A 21221-nucleotide genomic window follows, 5' to 3' on the forward strand; every position below is an offset into this window, starting at 1 on the left:
CACGGCAAAGATGGGCCAGGCAAGAGGGCCTGACCGGTGAAATTCGATTATCGGTAGCAGAGCTTCTTTTTTTGGAGTAGTTTACTCCTGATTCAGCTCAGGAATCAATCAAAGCAGATTAATGCTTCGCATCAAAATAGGCTTATGCGCTCTACTAATGGGGATGACCTTTGACCCAACGACCAGGGTATTGTCTTCAATGTCCTTGATCTTATCCATATTGACAATATATGATCGATGGATCTTTAAGAAGCGGGGGTTCTTGATGCGATGGTCAATGGACTTAAGGCTGCCGTGAATGACGTGGGTTTCTTTATTGGTTACTACTTTGACGTAGTCGCCGGTATTTTCAAAGTAGAGGATGTTTTCAAAGGGTAGGCGGATAAATCTTCCATCACTCTTTATGTAAATTTCGTGGGTGGCGCTGGCGTAAGCAATTGCTTTGAGCTCTTTCTCACGGAGCTCTATTTTCTCAACGGCCTTTAGAAACCTCTGTAAAGTAATCGGTTTTTTCAGGAAATCGGTTACGTCATACTGGTAAGCCTCAAAAGCGTAATCCGTATTTGAAGTAGTGAACACCACCTGCGGCAGGTAAGGGAGTTGCTCCAGGAATTCAATGCCAGACATGCCCGGAAGCTCAATGTCCAGGAACATTAAGTCAATGTCGCCCTTGTCAACGGTCTCAACTGCCTGATTCGCGTCTTCAAAAACACCTACCATCTCAAAGGTGTCCACTTTAGCACAGAGATGCTCTAATGATTTGCGGGCCATCACCTCGTCCTCAATGATAATACACTTCATGGGGTTACGTTTAATTGCTTGTAAAGAGCAGATTTCTCTGCCTCCAGCAGGGGCTTAATCGAAGCCAGAGCCTCAAATAGTTCGTCAACCTGTTGGCGACTTTCCTGAATCGACTGTTGAGCAACGTTTTTCTCTAAAATCTCCAGCTTTTTCGTTATGCCGGTAAGCCCGACCATGGAAAAGGTAGGCTTTATTTTATGAAGACTGCGTTGCAGTTCATTGGGGTCTTCCGCTTTAAGGGCAGCAAAGATGGAATCGAATTCTCCGTCGATAATATCCAGAAATATTGAGAATACTTCAAAAGCGTACGCAGTGTCCGAGCCGTATATCTTTTTCAGGTAAGCTCGGTCAAGTCGGTCACTAAACGAAAATTCGGTAGCAACCTCCTGAGGTTGGCCTGTCGTATTCAGGAGCCTTCCTACTACATTCAATAGTTGATCAGGGGTAAATGGCTTGGAGACAAAGTCAGATATTCCTGCCTTCATGGCCAATTCTTTCTTGGACAGGAAGGTGGAGGCCGTCAGGGCGATGATGGGCACAATTTCCCCCCGGGCATCCATCGCTCGGATCTTTTTGCTCGCCTCGTATCCGTCCATGACGGGCATTTGCAAATCCATGAAGATGATATCGAAATCATTCTCCCCGAAAATGTCAACGGCCTCTTGTCCATTATTGGCGATAGAAAACTGGAAGCCCCATTTCTTCAGTAAGGTAGAGAGATACTTGATGTTCATCAAGTTGTCTTCAACGATCAAAGCTTTCTTGTTGCTGAAGAGGCTTCTGTCATCTTTAACCGTAAGCGAATTTGTCTTCTCCTTTAACAGAAGAGGCCCCTTTTTCAGCACCAGCCGGAAATAAAAAGTTGATCCTTTCCCTTTCTTAGACTTTACCTCCAGTTCTCCTCCCATAAGAGAGACCAATCTTTTGGATATGGAAAGACCCAGTCCGGTCCCTCCGTATTCGTTCCTGATGGCTGCGTTGGCTTGCGTGAACTGGTCAAAAACGAGGCTGGCTTCCCGATCTGTCATCCCAATTCCGGTGTCCGTCACGGCAAAGTATAAATGATAGTGAGTATCCGTTTCCTTTTCAAGATTCACGGTCAGGTCTATGGATCCCGCTGCCGTAAATTTCTCTGCGTTACTTAAAAGGTTGAGCAGAACCTGGCTCAATAGTTGGTTGTCGGACAAGACAGTATTCCTAATACCATCATCCAGGTTAAATTGAAATTGTAAATCCTTTTCCCTTGCTTTAACACTAATGGTCGGGAGTATTTTCTTGCCAATTAAACCGATGTCAACGGGCTTCTCTTGTATCTCAATAGTGTCAGCGTCAATTTTGGAGATATCCAGAATGTCCGAAATAAGATTGCGAAGCAGACTGGCGGAGTTAGACAATACCTCTAAGTATTCCTGTTGATCAGATTCCAGCCTGGTGTCCGCCAGAAGATGTGTCATGCCAATGATGGCGTTAAGCGGGGTGCGTATCTCATGGCTCATACTGGCCAGAAACTGCTTTTCAGCCTGCTGAGCTTTTTCCGCAACGTCTTTGGCCATCTTCAAATCATGCTCAAGTTCTTTTCTTGAGGTGATGTCATAGTGCAAACCGATAGACCCTACGACTTGCCCTTTTTCATTGTAAAACGGCGCTCCACTTACCAGGACCCAGATCTCAGACTGGTCCTTTCTGCGGATTTTCATCTCAAAGGCGCTGGAAATCCCGTTTTTCCGCTTTATGGTCTGTTCGGCAAAAGTTCTACTGTATTCATCTACAACCAGAGTTTCTTTTGCCTTTTTGCCAATCAACTCTTCATTCGTATATCCCGTCATTTCATTGAAGCGGTCGTAGGCTCTGATGATTTCACCTTCCGTGTCGACTTCCAGAATGCCGAGCTCCATGTTTTCAATTATCCCCCGGTATTTTTCTTCGCTTCGTTTCAGGATAATTTCCCGGTTTCGCCGATCCGATATGTCAGAATAGTACCAAAGAGTTCCCTGGTTTTCACCATCTATCAGAATGGGTATAAAGTTGCGGGAAAACACCTTTCCATCCTTAGTAGGAAGCTCTTCGTCAATGACGATCTCCTGGTTTCTTATGATTTCTAAAATGCGCTCCATGAACTGGTCTGGCTCAACGAAATAGTCCGCTGCTGCAAGAGCAAGATCGGCGCAGTCCAGCCCAACCATTTCTTCAGGTGTCAGTGGAATGTTGAAAAGACTAATAAATGCCTGATTGACGAGTACTACCTTGCGGTTTTCATCTTCTACGAGGATGCCGTCAATCATGTTCTCCAACAGGGCAGAAAACCGGCTGTTTACCTTTTTAAGTTCCTGAAGGTTGTTCACCTTTTCCGTAATATCTCTGGCAACAGCGGAGAAAAGCACCTTCCCCTGTTCCTCCAATTTGGTTACGCTCTGGCCAACCCAAATGACGTCATTGTTGGCCGTTAACACCGGGAATTCAAGATAGCTTTCAGCAATGTTTTCTTCTTTAATCCTGGTGTAATAAACAAAAACTTCTTCCCGGTAATCCTCGAGGATGAAATCTACGTATCTGGCCCCGATAATGTCTTCCTGTTTGTAGCCAAATTTTTGTAATCCAATGGGGTTTATCATCAGGAAATAACCTTCCTCGTCTACCGTGAAAATGATATCACTCGCATTGTTGATTAGTGCCTTGTATTGGTTCTCTTTGGAGAGTAATTGCTGGCTGCGAACTTCTATTTCCTCTTCCAGGGAAGCATTAAATGCCAATAAAGACTGGTTTGCCTCATACAGTTCTAAAGCCTTGGCTTCAAGGATGTCCTCTGCCTGCTTTCTCGCCGCTTCCGCACGCGCTAATTTTTTTTTCAGAAGCTCCAGTTCAGTCATTACCTACACTTTTGAAATGAAGAACTTTACTTTACTGCCATCTTCTTTTAAGAGCTCCGAAGTCACCTGATAAGGATCACCGAAATGTGCAATGGACTTTTCGATAAGCCCCTCTGCCAAAGCGGACATTTTGCGTTCACTCTTGTAAATCAATGTTATGGAGCGGTTTTCATCAAGCTCATAGTCAAAGGTGGGAAGTGCAGCCTCGGGGTAAAGCTTTTGCACCTCTACGTGGATGTGGCCGTCTATTGATTTCAGGAAATCCACAACGTTATCCACTTCGCTGAAAAACATAGGATAGTTCTTCAGGAAAGCATCGAACAGGTAGGCCCCGAATTCTTTCAGCAAGACTGTTGCCGGAAGATCTACCTCTGAAGATAGATTAGATAACAGTTGAATGATTTCCGCATGATCATAAGTGCCGACAGCAGTATAGATTCCTTGTGAGGGCAGATCCGATGCATCAAGAATCTGATCTACTACAGAGTAACCAAATTTGGATTCGACCATTTCAAGAAATTCCGTAAAAACTATACCTTTCATAAGAGATGAAATTAAAAAAAGCTTTCAAAACCAAAAACAGACCACAAAGTAAGTAACGACGGGGCTTTTTTACGTAAAAAGTGGGAGGATAAAGTAAATAGCTCCTCTGTCTCCCGATGATTTCACAGTAGCGGAGGGAGAGTCAAGGTTATTATCGTTAGGGAATAGATAAACGAAAAGCTACTGAAGCTCGACCCTGAACACCGTTGCAATTTCATTCATTTCCTCTTGTGCGGGAGTTCTGAATTTCAGCAGTTCTCCCTCAACTGACCAATCGAGCGCAACCTCACTACCCACTACACTGACACCCTTCACCTGGTAGTCCTTAGTGCCGCCAAGGATGTGCTCTACTTCCATTTCTGTGTTCGCAGGGGGGAGCCCGAGAGCGTAGACGTACAGTGCAGAGCCATCTTTAGCCAGGGTGAAACGCAGGTCGTTTTCGGTATAGGCAATGTTGGCCGCCTGGCCGCCAAAGTGGCCATCTTTAATCTCCGCCAGGCCATAGCCAAAAATGTCGTGGGGGCGGGTTGGGTAGACGGCCTCGGCGTGTTGGCTGATCCACTGGCCGATACCGGCCAGCACAACACGTTGTTCTTCGGGAATTACACCCGCCGCCATAGGGGATACATTTAGCAGCACGATGCCCCGCTTGCTCCAGACGTCAATCATGTTCCGGATAAGAAGCGAAGGCGACTTATACGTCTGCCCCTCTATGTAACTCCAGGAGTTGCGGCTGATGGTGATATCCGTAAGCCAGTAATCATCAGAAATGTCTTTCTTGCCGCCCTGCTCAATGTCGAGAACACCTACGTTAGCCGGCAGGTCTTCCTGCTTATACGCAACGAGCACCTCCTGAGCATTTGCCGCACCAGCATTAAAATGATGTGCCACCATTTTACGCAGGTAACTTTCCGGAATCTGGTCCAGCCAGGAGTCAAACCAGATAATGTCCGGTGAGTATTTGTCTACCACCTCATTGACTTGCCCCAGCCAGTAATCATGAAATTCATCGGCGGGGATATTGCCGTAGAGATACTTAAGCTCAGGGTCGTTTGTTGAAGTAATCAGATCAGGGTGATATGGATAATGACTGCCGGAGCCCGGGTTAATGCTACTGCCCGCCCACTCCGTGGAATCCTGAGCGTTGCGCTGCAGCAGCCTGGCGTGGTGAAAAGTGGCGATAGTTTTTAAGTCACGTTTTTTTAGCTCCGAAAAAATGTCTCCCAGGATATCTTTCCCCGGACCTTTATCCATCGCGTTCCATTGGTTTATTTCACTATCCCACATAGCGAAGCCATCGTGGTGCTGAGCAACGGGGCCGGCAAATTTGGCGCCAGCGCTCTTAAACAGCTCCGCCCACTCTGCAGCGTCAAATTGCTCAGCACCGAAATCAGGAATGAAATCGTGATAGTTGAAATCTTTGCCGTAGGTAGCCTGATGATGACCGTAAATTTTTCCTCCCCATTTGTCGCCCCGGTCCGCTACGTACATCCAGCGGGGGTACCACTCGCTCTGAAAAGCAGGAACACTGTAGACGCCCCAGTGGAAGTAGATGCCCAGTTTTGCATCCTTAAACCAATCGGGCTCTTTTTCATTTTTGGCCAGGGAGGTCCAGTCTTCGGTGTAGCTCGCCGCCTGTACCGCTTCAGTGGAAGAAGCGGGGGATGTACAAAAGCTGATGAATACCGAAAGGGCGCAAAGGAAAGTGAATCTGAGAAAGGTGGGCATAACGATACTATTAAGTAAGCCAGTTGTTGGAATCAGAATATAGAGCTTACTCGCTAAGGTCATCGCTCAAAAAGGTGACAAGAACAATGATGAATAGCTTATTCACCATATCTGTTATGATTCATCCGTAAACCACAGCTTCATGTCCGGAGCCCCCAAACGATAGTCAACCGTGATCTCGCTTCCCGCAGAAATTTCGCACACAGCAGCAAATCGGATCTGCTTAAATTCGTAGTCTAATTTGAACGCCGCATTGGCTTGGTTGGCATGGTTGTAAATAGAGCCCAGACCGAGGGCAATGGCTGCACGGTTACCGTCCCACTGAAAGTAGTAATCGTGCAGATGGGTTTCATGAATGATGACCCGGTCTTCAGCAGAGAGAAGAATTACCGGAGCAAGCTCAATGATGGTCTCCGGCGGAATGGAACGGGCCGTAAATACGCCCCGGCCACCGAGGTCGCTGGGAGCTACGTAAAGATGGGGGAGAGAAAGCATTTTGGTAGTCTTGAAGTTTGTTGGTCTCGTAGGCTACCACATTGCGGAGGTCAGACAGGTATGACCGGTTTGATCTGACAAGATAACAAAAGACTCACCAAAACCTCTTGGGGCTGGTTGGGGTTAGAGCAATATGCACCTGCTTCTCTGTTTAATTTTGCTGACCGTACAACCCACTCCCATGACCATTTTCGACTTTACCCACACAAGTGATATTTCAAACTGGAGTACCGTCGACGATACGGTAATGGGTGGCCGGTCCGATGGCCATTTTCGCCTCAATGAAGAAGGCCACGGCGAGTATAGCGGCAGGGTATCCCTGGAAAATAATGGCGGCTTCAGCTCCCTGCGCTACCGGATGCCCACCATCCGGATTGAGGGGAAAACCAAGGTCCGGTTGCGGTTGCGCGGAGACGGTAAACGCTACCAGTTCAGAGTGAAAACGAGTGATAATGACCGGCATTCCTATGTCGCCTATTTCGAAACTTCAGGGGAATGGGAAGAAGTCGTACTGGACCTGAAAGCCCTGGCGCCGCAGTTTCGTGGCCGCCCGCTTAATATGGAAAACTACCCGGCGGAAATGTTGTCCGAAATGGCCATCCTGATCGGCAATAAAAAGGAGCAAACGTTTAAGTTGGAACTGGACTGGCTGCGGCTGGAATAGGAAACAGAGCGGGCGACGGCGCGCAGGATGCAAAGGGATTTCCGGGAGCAATGTTTTAACCTTCTTACCTTCCCTTTCTAACCCAAGCCTGAACCATCATGCGCCACCTCCTCACTCTGCTTCTTTTACCCCTGCTCTGCACCTGCGCGCCGCCGCCCACAGAACCTGCTGCAGATGCTCCGACGGCCGATCTGCACGAATGGCCCGCAAACCAGGCCCGAAAATTTATCCTCGACTCCGATACCGCTAACGAAATCGATGATCTCTTCGCCATCGCCTATCTCCTGGCCGAAGACGACCCCACCATCGAATGGCTCGGTCTCAGCTCCGCTCAGTGGTACCACGTCTGGAGCGGAGACAGTACCGTCTACCAAAGCCAGCAACTAAACGAAGACATGCTGCGCATTGCGGATCGGATGGACCTGCCACACCCCCTCGGTGCCGACATCATCATGGGCAAACCCTGGGGCGATTACGATGCCCGCGACAGCCCCGCCGCCCAATTTATCATCGAGCAGGCCATGGCCCTGCCACCCGGCGAAAAACTCGCCGTTATGTGCATCGGTGCCTCCACTAACCTTGCTTCTGCCATCGCCCTCAAACCGGAAATCGCCGAGCGGCTGGTGGCCTATACCCTGGGCTTTCGCTACGACTTCGAAGGGCAGTTCTGGAACAAGGATGAGTTCAACATCCGTCGTGACCTCAACGCCGCCAACTTCCTACTCAATGCCGAAGGCCTGGAGCTGCACGTGATGCCCATCTCCGTAGCTATTCAGTATACCTGGGGGATGGATGCCACCTTTGATCATCTCTCCCGCGCAGGTGAAATGGGGGCTTACCTCCGCCGCCGCTGGGAAACCAATGCTGCGGGAGATGCCCGGAGAACAATGTGGGATGTCGCTCTGCTGCAAGCTTTCCTGAAGCCGGAGCAAGCACCGGAAATCAGTGTCCTCACCCCTCCGGAGAATACCCAACGGAGTGTCTGGATGTATACCGACATTGATGAAGTGGCCATGGAGCAGGACTTTTGGCAACGATTAAGCCCTTCAGTTAATGCAAATTAGAACCGCAACCTCTCAGGATATTGTCAAGACTTATAAGTTGTATGACGACGCCCGCTCCGACCTGCGGAGAAGAAACATCTTTCAATGGCCGGACGATTACCCCTCGGAACAGACCGTAAGAACGGACATTGGCCGGGGGGAACTGTATGTGATTACCGACAATGACCAAATAGCCGGTGCCATTTGTCTCAACCAGCGGCAGGATGAGCAGTACAAGGACATCAATTGGTTACTGGATGGAAGTAAGGTGATGGTGGTGCATCGGCTGGTGGTGGCTCCCCATCTGCAGGGAAGGGGGCTGGCACAAAAATTAATGACTTTTGCCGAACAGCTGGCGGCGGATGAAGGATACACTTGCATCCGCCTGGATGCCTACACCGGCCATGCACGAACACGCCAGTTCTACGAGCAAAGGGGATACCGGATAAGAGGAGAAGTATTTTTCCCTCAACGAGAAATGCCCTTTTGGTGTTTCGAACGTAATATTTAAATCGTTTCCCATGAAAATACTCGCCGTCTGCCTCGGCAACATCTGCCGCTCACCTCTGGCCGAAGGCCTGCTGCGCCGTGAAATAGAAACCCGTGGACTGGACTGGGAAGTCGCCAGCGGAGGCACTGCCGGCTACCATACGGGTAACCCGCCGGACCCGAGAAGCATTGCCGTCGCCCGGGAGAACGGATTAGATATCAGTGAGCAGCGGAGCCACCGCGTAACGGTGGAAGATCTCGAAAATTTTGACATTGTCTTCGGGATGGACCGACAAAACGTAAAGGACCTGATGGCCAGAGCTGCTACGGAAGAACAAAGACGAAAAATTCACCTTTTTCTCGACTACGCCGGCCTGCAGGAGACCGACGGCCCCGATGTTTTTGATCCCTACTACGATGATCATGCCTACGCCGGCGTATTCGAGTTGGTGCAACGTGCGGCTGAAAATACCGTTGGCCGATTGCTTTCAGCTTACTGACGAGAGGCGGGTGGAGAGTCGTTTTTGGGTTGTAAGGCGGTGTTTTTTGTTGCCAGGATTAGCTTTGTGGTGGGTTAATGCTTTATGTGCGTATAGTGCTGCCGCTAAAGCCATGAAAGTCTTACCTTTATAGTCTTAGTGTCTCATGAAATTTATTTGTTATCCCCAAAAAAGAATTCTACAAGCTCATATGTTTTTTTGCCCTTGTTGTGGTAAGCAATAGCTTATCCGCACAGGCAGAAATTTGCGGCAACGGTATTGATGATGATGCGGATGGCCTCATTGACTGCTTTGACCCCGATTGTTCGGGGGTAGCTGGCTGTGAAGACTTTTTCTTCGGGCAGCCTGTCCCCGATTGTGGTTTCACCCCTCCGGAACTGGAAGAGATCGAGCTCAACCTCTTGTATCAAACGGATCAGACGATGTATCCCATTGATCAGCGGTCAGGCGTGGTAATTGGAGATATGAACGGAGACGGAATACCGGATCTGGTAAGCCGGGACAATAATCCCTCCCGACTCCACATTTTCAGCGGAGACGACGGAAGCATCCTGCAAAGTATCGTCACCCCAAGAACCCACCCCTTCGGCCAGGTCGCCATTGCTGATGTGGATGAAGATGGCCTGGGAGATGCCTTCCAGATTGAATATACCGGCGTACTGGCCCGCTACGAATTCGGCAACCCGAACCCGGTCTGGACAACGGCGACTAACATCGGAGACGACAACCTGGTCTCTACCCCACAAATTGCTGACATTAATCAGGACGGAGTTCCTGAAATATACGTCGGTGACCGAATCTTCAATGCCATTACCGGCGAACGCTACGTTGATGGAGACGCCAGCGTCAACGTTGGTGGCTATGGTACCGGTGGTAACTCCGATCGTTACCCCATCTACTTCGACCTCTACCAGCCGGGGGACCCCCGGCCGGATGGAATGGGAACTTTCGGCCCCGAAGCTGCCGGCATGGAATACATTGCCGGCAACCAGGTATGGACCGTCGACTTTGACCCCGCCGGAGGAATGGACAACGGAACCTACCAGCTGGCAGCGGAGTACAGTGGGCCCACTAATTTGCGCGACGGTTTTACCTCCATCGCCGACATCAATGGCGACGGACGGATGGACATTGCCGTCATGGATGCCGGCGATGTGTACGCCTGGGACCCTTACACCAATGAACTTATCGGACCAAGTTACCAGGTCCCCAGTACGGTCGCCGGAGGCCGCATCAACATCGGTGATTTCGACGGCGACGGCGACGTGGAGCTGGGCTTCGCTGGCCGGAACATTTATATCGTTCGTAACTATATCGACAACGACGGAGATGCCGACCCGAACAACGGAACATGGGTTACACTGTGGCAGCATACAGGTCTCGATGACGGCTCGCAACGAACCGGTTCGACCCTTTTTGATTTTGACGGCAACGGAACGGTGGAAGTGGTCTACTCTGAAGAGGAGAACCTATTCATCTATGACGGTGCAACGGGGATGGAGCTCTTCCGTATTCAGAGCCGGGCCGGTACCCGGACAGAATACCCCATCGTTGCCGACGTCAACGGTGACGGAACGGCAGAAATAATCGTTACGGCTCAGACAGGTAACGGCCCGGGTGCCTCCGGAACGGACTGGATCAGTGTCTACGAAAGTGCCAACCAACCCTGGGTGCCCGCCCGCCAGGTCTGGAACCAGCACGGCTACAACGTCACCAACATCAATGATGACCTGACGGTGCCTCAGTTTCAGCAGAATAACCTGAACCCGGCGCTCGGGCAGCGGTACAATAACTTTTTAGTACAGACCTCTGTGGGAGGAGGGCCCGAGGCGGTCATCACATACCCCGCACCGGATGCCATCATCATGGTGGAAATTGGTGGAGACGGCTTACCCGTCATCGACTTTTCCGGATGCCCCGACGAAATTCTGGCAACTCTTGTGATTGAGAACGCAGGTTCGGCACCACTGCCGGCTTCCACGCCCATCTCTTACTATATCGATGATCCGCGGGTGACAATGGCTACCCTAATCCAGACGACCTCGCTGCCCGTGCAGGTAGAAGCAGGCGATCAGACGACGGTACAGGTCACTATTCCCATTAGTGCGGTTCCCGCAGGTGCTTTCATTTACCTGAGCGTAAATGACCCGGGCTTTGCGGCAGCTGACCTTCCTTTTGAAGACAGCGATTTCCCGCTTACCGGAACGCCGGAATGTGACTACTCGAACAACGTCAACTTCCTGGGTAATGCCCGCTGTGGCGAAATCTGTAACGATGGAATTGACAACGACGGAGACGGCTTCATTGATGAACCGAACCTGACCCAGTTTGAAGACACCGGCTGCCCGGGTGACGTACTGCAGGCCATCACGGCCGATGTGCCCAACGGCGTTTGGAGCGTCGTTGGTGGCAGTGCCATTGGCACCACGGTCGATCAGAACGGGGTGGTTACCCTGGGAAATAACTTCACCGGTGCACCGGTTACGGAAACGATTCGCTACGATGACGGCATCTGTGTTGGCGACGTAATGGTGACCACCGTGGATGATGTGCCGCCAGCGGTGCAGTGTCCGGGAGATGCTATTGTGTCCGTTGATGCAGACTGTGAAATTACCCTGGCGGACTACACCGCTAATGCACAGAGCAGTGACGACTGTACGGCAACCAACGACATCGTCATTACCCAGTCTCCGGTGGCGGGAAGTACCCTGAACATTGGCGCGAACACCGTCACCATTACGGCTACGGACCAGAGCGGGAATGCCAGTAGCTGTACGTTTACGGTAACGGGCGAAGACCGTATTGCGCCAACACTTACCTGCCCGGCAGACACCGATGTAACGGTGGATCAAAACTGCCAGTACCAGATTCCCGACCTGACGGGAGATGCTACCGTAACGGATAATTGCTCGATGGGTGCCGGCATTACTTTGGCGCAAACGCCGGTGCAAGGGGAGGTTAGAAGCAATGACGGGACGAACGTTTTGGTCACCATCACCGCTACTGACGAAGCCGGCAACGTGAGCAACTGTACCTACACCCTCACGCTTGACGACGAAACCCCGCCGACCATCAATTGCCCCGGCACCCAGACCCGGGATGTCTCTTCCAGCGACTGCTCAGTGGTGGTGCCGGACTTTACCGGTCAGGCCGGTGTGCAGGACAATTGTTCCCAGGGCAATCAGATTACGGTAACGCAAAGCCCCGCCGCAGGCAGCATGATCACCTCCGCCACCACAACTCAGATCACCCTGACGGCTACCGACCAGGATGGCAATAGCAGTAATTGTACTTTCGACCTGATAACGGTAGATCGGACGCAGCCAATGATCACCTGTCCGGCTCCCATCACGGTAGATGCCGATGCCATCAACTGTGCAGGAACGGTCACCGATGTAACGGGCCTGGCTTCCGCTACGGACAACTGCGGTGCTGCGGGCATCACCATTACGCAATCGCCCGCCGCCGGAACGACCTTCACCGCCGCAACCCAAAACGTAGTGGTAACGGCTACCGATGCAGCGGGTAACAGCAGTCAGTGTAGCGCGACCTTCATTAAAGAAGACGTAACACCACCAGTTCTCAACTGTGTCGGCCCCCAAACTCTGGTCGTAGACGCGAACAACTGCCTGGCCATCCTGCCCAACTATATGAACGGGGTGGCATCTGACGCCTGTGGCGGCGTCTCCGTCGTCCAGACGCCCGGGCCGGGAACCAATGTCTCCAACGACCTGACGGTAACGATCACGGCGACGGATAATGCCGGACTGCAGACGAGTTGTACCATTGACGTTACCGTCGTGGATCAGACCCCACCCGTCATATCCTGCCCCGCCCCTCAGACCATCGCCGTGGATGGCACCTGTGAGGTGCCGCTGCCTGATTACACCGGCCAGGCCAGTGTGTCCGACAATTGTGACCCCCGCAAGGGGCCGGTTACGGTCACGCAGTCTCCCGCTGCCGGCACGATGTACGATATCAACGATAGCCCCGTAACGGTAACCCTGACGGCCACCGACGCGAGCGGAAACGTGGCCAATTGCTCCTTTCAGGTGGAGTTTATGGATAACCAGCCACCGATGATCAGCTGCCCGGTAAGCCCGCAGGTAGACATTCTCGACGGAGACTGTGATGCCAGCCTGCCCGACTTCCGCCCGCAGGCCATGGTGAGCAGTACCTGCTCAATGAGTGGATTTACGCTGGTGCAAGTACCCGCGCCCGGTACCGTCATCAGCGGCGAACAAACGGTCTCCGTTACCATTACCGCCGACGACGGACAGGGGAATACCGTAAGCTGCTCCTTTGACTACCAAACGGTGGACGATACGGATCCGATGATCGTCTGCCCGGATGATCAAACCGAATCTTTGGACGGAGACTGTGAATTCCTCGTGCCGGATTATACCGGCATGGCGACCATCACGGATAACTGTTCCTCCATTGCACCTGCGCCCGCGCCAAATCTTACCATCACGCAAGACCCCGTGGCGGGTAGCACCGTAACCGGAGACGGAACCGTAACTCCGATTACCATTACAGCCACCGACGCCGCCGGCAATACCTTCAGCTGTACGTTTAATCTGACGACAGAAGATACGACGCCGCCCGTACCCACCTGCCCGGCGAATCAGAACGAGGTACTCCTGGCTGATTGCAGCTTCACCATCGGGGATTACACCAGTCTGGTGACGGCAACCGATAACTGTACCATGGCTGGCGGGTTTGCGGTTACCCAGGCACCGCTTGCCGGGAGCGTAACGCTCACCGGCCCGGGCTCGGCCACCGTAACGATGACCGTAGCGGACGAGGCGGGCAACGAGGCCGATTGTACGTTTGAGGTGATCGTGACCGACGCTACTCCACCCACCATCAGCTGCCCGCCTAACCCCGTGCTGGAAGTTGACGACGCCTGCATGGCCGTCGTTCCGGACCTGACAACCTCCGCTACGACAACAGATAATTGTTCCGCCATCGGCCTGGTGACGGTAACGCAAGACATTGCTGCCGGCACCATCCTGAGCAACGACGGTACCACCCAAATAGTCGTGTTAACGGCCACTGACGCCGCCGGCCTGACGGCCAGCTGTACCGTAACCATCTCGCTGGACGACGTAACACCGCCCACCGTCACCTGCCCCGCCGCACAGGCCGTAAATCTGGACGCCACCGGCTGTCAGGTCGCTTTGCCAGACTTTAGCGGACAGCTTATTCTCGACGATAACTGTACGGCAGCAGGCGCGCTCGCCATTCAGCAAATGCCCGCAGCGGGCACAATCGTCAGTGGTGCGAACACAGTGGAAACCATCGTTTTTGATATTGACGACGGCAACGGCAACAGTGCCAGCTGTAGCTTCGACGTGACGTTGATCGACGTTACGAACCCCATGATCACCTGCCCGGCGCCGGGGCCACTCACCCTTGACACGGACTGTTCGGCGACCTTGCCCGACTATACCGGAATGGCCTCCGCAACGGACGATTGTGCGATGAGCGGGCAAATCACTTACGTGCAAAGCCCGGCGGCGGGCACCATCTTGTCTTTTGACGGGGCAAGCGTGATGGTCACCATTACCGCTGATGACGGCAACGGAAATAAGGCCAGCTGTACTTTCCCGGTTACGGCAGAGGATACGACTCCGCCGATGATTGTCTGTCCGGCAGACCGGGACGAGAACGTCAGCGCTGGCTGTGACTTTACGCTGCCGGATTATACCGGCGAGGCCGCAGCGATGGACAACTGCTCCGACGGCCCCGCCATTACGATCACCCAGAGCCCGGCAGTAGGAACGGTAATTCCTGAAGCACAACTCGACCTGCCACAGACTATTACCCTGACGGCCACCGATGCCGCCGGAAACAGCCAGAGCTGTACTTTCGAAATTACCCCCGTGGACGAGACGGACCCAAGCATCGTCTGTCCGGCCTCACAGACCATTCTGCTGAACGCCGCCAACTGTGACGCCACGCTGGGAGACTACACCTCCCTGTCAACACCGCTGGACAATTGTTCGGACCCGATGGCGATCACCGTTACCCAGAACATCGCCCCCGGAACGGTCTTCAACGGTCTGGTGCCTCCGAGTATTACCGTCACCCTGACGGCAGAAGACGAATCCGGAAACACGGCAGATTGTTCCTTTACCGTCTTTATTGAAGATGAGATCGACCCGACGGTAGATTGCTCAGCGGCCAACCAAACCATTGCGCTGGACGAGAATTGCAACGGCGAGATGCCGGACCTGATTCCGACATTGATTACGGATGATAACTGTTCGGCCAATGTATTGACCATCATTCAGGAGCCCGCAGCGGGCTCGCAGTTCGGGGGAGATGGAACTATGGTGCCGGTTACCTTCACGGTGACAGACGCCAGTGGCAACGAAGTGACCTGTATGGCGACGGTAACCTTTGAAGACCAGACGCCGCCGAACCCGGTCGTTTGCCCGGTCGATCAGGAATTGAACGTAGATGATAGTTGTCCGGTCCCACTACCGGATTATACCGACGGCGCAACAGTATTGGACAACTGCCGGGCCCAGGAAGACATTATTATTACTCAGTCTCCCGCTCCCGGAACAATGTTGATGACGGCCGGAACGGTCGTCACCGTTACGCTGACCGCCGATGATGGTAACGGGAATACGGCGGACTGTACGTTTGACGTAACCCTGGTGGATGAAAACGCTCTGGATATTACCTGCCCCGGAGGACAGATCGTGATTGCCAGTAGCGACAATTGCGACGGTGTATTTGAAGACTATACCGCTCTGGTAACCGCCGTGAATGAATGTATGGTGCCGGCAGCAGGCGTGACATACATCCAAAGCCCGGTAGCCGGAACGGTGCTTGCCCTGCCTGATCTGGACGTCCCGCAAACGGTAAGCATTACGGCGCTGGACCTGAATAACAACCCTTCCAGCTGTACGTTTGAGGTGACTCTGGTCGACACCTTACCGCCGGTGATGGTATGCCCGATGGACATTGACACCGTCGTACGGGCAGCTTGTGATTTCACTTTCCCGGATTATCGCGACCTGGCCGACATCATGGATAATTGTGCTGACCGGACGGAACTGACCATCACCCAAAGTCCCCCGCCGGGCAGCGGCCTGATCGGGCCGGACTTTACACAAACGGTTACCATCACCGCAACGGACCCGAGCGGTAACCGGAGCCAGTGTACGTTTGATTTGACGGTTTCTGATGATTTGCCACCGCTGCTCACCTGCCCGGAGCCGGATACGCTGTTGGCCAACGGAGATTGTGAAGTGACCATCGGGGACTACCGCGGCAGGGCACTGGCTACCGATAATTGTACGGCGCAGGATGATATTATTCTCACCCAGGACCCTGCTCCGGGAACGGTGATCATGGGGCATTTGACGACAGAAATTATCACCATAACCGCTACTGACGGAAGTGGAAACATGACCACTTGCACCTTCCCCGTAACGGCAAAAGACGAAGAGGTGCCGGAAGTGAATTGTCCGGGTGATCAAACCGTTCGCCCCGATGCGGACTGTAATGCGCTGTTACCCGACTACCGCAAAGATGTAGTTGCTACGGATAACTGTACCAGCCCGGGAGCCATCACGCTCACCCAGCGCCCGGCCCCGGGAACGGTGCTTAACGGTCAGGGCGACGCGCTGGACGTGACGATGATTGCCGATGATGGTAACGGCAATATCGATAGCTGTACTTTCCGGGTCACCCTGGAAGACAACGTACCGCCTTCGATCAGTTGCCCGGCAGATAAGACCATCGATCTGGATGACAACTGTGCCTACGACCTCGAAGACCTCACCACTCAGGTGGACGTGTTGGATAATTGTACGGCGGAGGCTGATATCATCGTAACTCAGAATATCGGAATCGGACAAACCTTCACCGGAGACGGGACGGAGATTGTCGTTACCCTCACGGCGGACGACCGGAACGGAAATACGGCGCAGTGCGTGAGCCGGATTACGCTGGTGGACACGACGGACCCGACAATCGAATGCCCGGCAGATCAGGAGATATTCGTAGACGCCGGCTGTAATGCTCTGGTGCCGGATTACCGCAACGCAACGGTAGAGGACAATTGTACGGTTCCGGCAGCGATTGTGGTGACGCAGTCGCCCGCTCCGGGAACGAGTTTTAGCGGCCACAACACCAGCCAGGAAATCACCCTGACGGCAGATGATGGCAACGGTAATACGGTGAGTTGCTCCTTTATGCTCACATTGCTGGACAATACCCCGCCGACGATTAGTTGCCCGCCAACGCAGGAAATCTTTGTGGACGGAAGCTGCACGGAGGTGCTGCCCGATTATATCCCACTCGCCACTGCTGCTGACAACTGTTCCCCGGCACCTGCGATCGCGCAAAATAATCCTGCCGGTACTTCCCTGACGGGGCTTGGTACGGAGATGGTGACCCTTACGGCCGATGACGGTAATGGCAACACCAGCAGTTGTACCTTCATGGTGGAGGTGAAAGACAATACTCCCCCGGAATTGAGTTGTCCGCCACTAAGTGTCATCCCCGCCGACCCGGGCTGTGTAGTGACGATTGCAGACTACCGCGACAGCATCATGGTGACCGATAACTGTGGGCCGATGAGTGCACAGATGGGGGCGCTGACGCTGGTGCAAAGTCCGCTTGCCGGAGCAATGATTGATGGCCTGAACGCCACGCAAAGCGTGACCATCACCGCCACTGACCCCTCCGGAAACATGACCTCCTGTGTCATCACCGTTGAGCTGGCCGATACCACCCGGCCCACGATCATCTGCCCGAACGATACCACACTCGCCGTTGACGCCGCCTGCGCTGCCTTGATTCCGGATTATACCTCCCTGGCGGAAACCGCCGACAATTGTAATGACCCTGCGGGAATCACGGTCACTCAGGTGCCGGTGCCCGGCACCATGGTAAGCGACGAAGCGAGCCTGATTACCGTCACCCTGACGGCCACCGACGAAAGTGGCAACAGCCTGAGTTGTGACTTCAGTGTGCAACTCATTGACAGCATCCCGCCGATGATCACCTGCCCGGCGGATGATCTGATCAGCGTAGACGGTGCCTGTGAAATCATGCTGCCCGACTACCGGCCTAATGCTGCCCCGACGGATAACTGCTCCGACCCCACCGCCATTACCCTTACGCAAATCCCCGCTCCCGGTACGCCGCTCAGCGGCGATGGCACTACTCAGGAAGTAACCATCATCGCCACCGATGAGTCGGGCAATATCGATAGCTGTAAGCTCAGGGTGGTCCTCGAAGACAGTACCGAACCGATGATCACCTGCCCCGCTGATCAGGAACTGACCGCTGACGACGATTGTGAAGTCGTAATCCCGGATTACACCAGTGTTGCCACTGCCAGCAGTGCGTGTGATCAGAGCATGATCACGATCACTCAGGTGCCAGCTATTGGTACAACGATCAGTGGCCATAACGCGACCGAAACCATTACCCTGACGGCCACGGACGCCAGTGGAAACATGACAAACTGCAGCTTTATGGTCACGCTACTGGACCGTGAACCGCCAACCATCACCGTCTGCCAGAACGATACGACGGGCATACTGACGGCCAGCTGTGAATATACCCTGCCTGACTACTGGGCCATTGGTCCGGCGACTGCCGAAGACAACTGCCGCCCGACCGGAACAAGCGCGACAACGGCCACCGGCGACCAGATCGTCTACACCCAAACGCCGCCTCCGGGAACGGTGCTGATGGATGCTTTCACGGTGACCACCATCACCCTGACGGCCGATGACGGCAACGGGAACACGGTTAGCTGTGACTTTGAGCTCTCGCTGGTGGACACGATCTCGCCCACCATCGTCTGCCCGATGGACACGGTCGCCAACCCCGATGCCGGCTGTGACTTCGCCCTGGAGGATTACCGCAGCCGGGCACAGGTAGCGGATAACTGCACGGATAACGGCGATCTGGTTGTTACCCAAAGCCCACCCGCCGGAACGGTCATCAGCGGACAGGCCTTCAGCCAGGACATTACCCTGACGGTAGAGGACGCCAGTGGGAACACGACTTCCTGTACGTTCAATCTGATGCTGCAGGACACGATCTCGCCCAGCATCGACTGCCCGGCGAACCAAACGGAAGAACTGACAGCGGACTGTGAATTCACGGTGCCGGACTACACCGATGAAGCGGTAACGAACGATAACTGTACGGATCCGACGATGATTACCGTCACCCAAAGTCCGCTGGCCGGAACGGTCATTACTGATCAGAACGAAGGGGATAGCTTCACGGTCACTCTGACGGCTGATGACGGTAACGGAAATACAATGAGCTGTGACTTTACGGTTATCCTTGATGATGTTATCGCGCCGGTACTCAGCTGTCCGATGGACTCTACCATTTACGTTGATGCGGGCTGTATGGCATTACTGCCGGATCTGGTAGCCGTGACAACTGCTACCGATAACTGTGCTGATGCCACCGGTGGGAGTGGTATTGTTATCACCCAGTCTCCGCTGGCGCTGACCGAATACAGCAGTGACGATACAGAAGTAGCGGTTGTTTTGATGGCCGATGATGGGAACGGTAATACGAGCCAGTGTGTCGTGACGGTCACGCTGCAGGATACGATCAGCCCGATGATCACCTGCCCGGACAACGAAGTGCTGATCGCTGACGCAAGCTGTGAAGTGGAGCTGCCGGACTACCGCCCTCAGGCCATCGCCTCCGATAATTGTACCGGTAGTGGAAGCATCACGGTCACTCAGGATATTGCTCCCGGAACGACCTTCAGCGAAGACGGGACGACGCAGGTCGTCACCCTCACCGCGGACGATGGCAACGGAAACACCAGCAGCTGTACGCTGGAAATCAGTGTAGACGATACGACCGCTCCGACGATTGAGTGTCCACCGACGCAGACGCAGTTTACGGACGGCAGCTGTACGGACGAATTGCTGGATTATACCGCCCAGGCAACGGTGATGGACAATTGTACGGATCCGTCGATGATCACCGTCACCCAGGACCCCGCACCCGGCTTTACGTTGGATGGCGTAGGCTCCACTACGGTTACCCTGACGGCTGACGACGGCAACGGGAATACAACCTCCTGTTCGTTTGTGGTGCTGCTGGAAGATAACGACGCCCCTGGCATTACCTGCCCGGATGCACAGGACATCGACTTCGGCGTAGACTGTGGCTTTACGCTGCCCGACTACCGTGACCTGGCCTTATTGACGGACAACTGCGTAGTCACCCCGCTGATCATCACCCAGTCTCCGTCCATAGACACCGTTTTAACCGACCTGGGCACCAGCCAGGAGGTTACCCTGACGGTAACGGACAACAGCGGCAACTCCGCCAGCTGTTCCTTTACGGTGACGACCGTGAGCGATTCGCCGCCACCGGCGACTAACACCGTCATGCTGGCCGTCGTGAACCGCCCAACGGGCAGTGGTACCGTCAACCTTGACGATGCCTTCGACAATGCAGCCACCTCCAACCTGAGTGGCATTGACCTCGATGGAATGCTCAACCCCGGCTTTGCGCCCTTCCTCGTAACCTACTACACCTCGATGGCGGATGCCGATGCGGAAACCGGGGCCATCCCCGCAGCAGCCTTCGACCCTGCCATCCGCGGAGAGGTGGTGATTGCCCGGATCGAAGATCCGGAGACGGGCTGTTTCACCCTGAGTCAGATATTGATTAAGCCCCGTGATCCGGGCATCAGCGGCGCCGTTGATTCCGTTGTTTGTAACAGACCCGGTACCGTATTGAAGATTGACGGACTGCCCAGCCCCGGTGGCCAGGGCACCGTCATCGACCGCCATCAATGGCGGCTGATTGATGCGGGCACCACCCGCATCACCGATGCCTCCCTGATGAACACCGACCAACAGGTGATCATGATCCCTACCCAGGGCCTGAGCTCCGGCACTTTCACCCTCGAATACCAGTTCTTCGAAGACTACGGCGACGGGCCGGAGGTGCCTTCCGTACCGCGTACGATTGAGGTACAGCTCAACAATGTTGGCGGCGGGAATTTCTTTTGGGATGGGAATTAGGTGGAAGTGATGCTTGGTTTTCGGGTACTAGTGATTGATAGACG

The 21221-nt window shown here is 53.6% G+C and carries 10 protein-coding genes; 5 read left to right on the forward strand and 5 right to left on the reverse strand.

Annotation, left to right across the window (positions count from 1 at the left end):
* Positions 1-108 precede the first annotated feature (108 nt).
* The 5 genes from BM123_RS03215 to BM123_RS03235 form a co-directional block, all read right to left on the reverse strand.
* On the reverse strand, positions 109-801 hold the full coding sequence (locus tag BM123_RS03215) for a LytR/AlgR family response regulator transcription factor (RefSeq protein ID WP_090165377.1): 693 nt from the start codon (positions 799-801) through the stop codon (positions 109-111).
* Positions 798-3668 (reverse strand): PAS domain S-box protein, encoded by a 2871-nt coding sequence (locus tag BM123_RS03220; RefSeq protein ID WP_090165378.1) that lies wholly within the window; start codon positions 3666-3668, stop codon positions 798-800. Before BM123_RS03220 ends, BM123_RS03215 begins: the two co-directional genes overlap by 4 nt.
* A 3-nt stretch (positions 3669-3671) precedes the next feature.
* The gene (locus BM123_RS03225) at positions 3672-4211 is read right to left on the reverse strand and encodes a heme NO-binding domain-containing protein (protein ID WP_090165379.1); all 540 of its coding nucleotides are present in this window, start codon (positions 4209-4211) and stop codon (positions 3672-3674) included.
* Between the two features lie 180 nt (positions 4212-4391).
* Positions 4392-5939 carry an alpha-L-fucosidase gene (locus BM123_RS03230; protein WP_090165380.1) on the reverse strand — a complete coding sequence of 516 codons (1548 nt, stop codon included), beginning with the start codon at positions 5937-5939 and terminating at the stop codon, positions 4392-4394.
* A gap of 114 nt (positions 5940-6053) precedes the next feature.
* The gene (locus tag BM123_RS03235) at positions 6054-6434 is read right to left on the reverse strand and encodes an SET domain-containing protein-lysine N-methyltransferase (protein ID WP_090165381.1); all 381 of its coding nucleotides are present in this window, start codon (positions 6432-6434) and stop codon (positions 6054-6056) included.
* Positions 6435-6615: 181 nt separating this feature from the next.
* Between BM123_RS03235 and BM123_RS03240 the strand changes: the two genes are divergently transcribed.
* The 5 genes from BM123_RS03240 (at position 6616) to BM123_RS03260 (ending at position 21177) form a co-directional block, all read left to right on the forward strand.
* Positions 6616-7098, forward strand: a complete 483-nt coding sequence (locus tag BM123_RS03240; protein WP_090165436.1) for a CIA30 family protein — start codon at positions 6616-6618, stop codon at positions 7096-7098.
* Positions 7099-7196: 98 nt separating this feature from the next.
* Complete coding sequence (locus BM123_RS03245) at positions 7197-8162, forward strand: nucleoside hydrolase (RefSeq protein ID WP_090165382.1); 966 nt, start codon at positions 7197-7199, stop codon at positions 8160-8162.
* Positions 8152-8652, forward strand: coding sequence for a GNAT family N-acetyltransferase (locus BM123_RS03250; RefSeq protein ID WP_090165383.1), 501 nt, complete (start codon positions 8152-8154; stop codon positions 8650-8652). The genes BM123_RS03245 and BM123_RS03250 overlap by 11 nt, the downstream gene beginning before the upstream one ends.
* Positions 8653-8662: 10 nt before the next feature.
* Positions 8663-9130 carry a low molecular weight protein-tyrosine-phosphatase gene (locus BM123_RS03255; RefSeq protein WP_090165384.1) on the forward strand — a complete coding sequence of 156 codons (468 nt, stop codon included), beginning with the start codon at positions 8663-8665 and terminating at the stop codon, positions 9128-9130.
* A gap of 209 nt (positions 9131-9339) precedes the next feature.
* The gene (locus tag BM123_RS03260; RefSeq protein WP_090165385.1) at positions 9340-21177 is read left to right on the forward strand and encodes an HYR domain-containing protein; all 11838 of its coding nucleotides are present in this window, start codon (positions 9340-9342) and stop codon (positions 21175-21177) included.
* Positions 21178-21221: the final 44 nt, after the last annotated feature.

This window comes from Neolewinella agarilytica (assembly GCF_900110645.1).
In the GTDB taxonomy this organism is placed as follows: Bacteria; Bacteroidota; Bacteroidia; order Chitinophagales; family Saprospiraceae; genus Neolewinella; species Neolewinella agarilytica.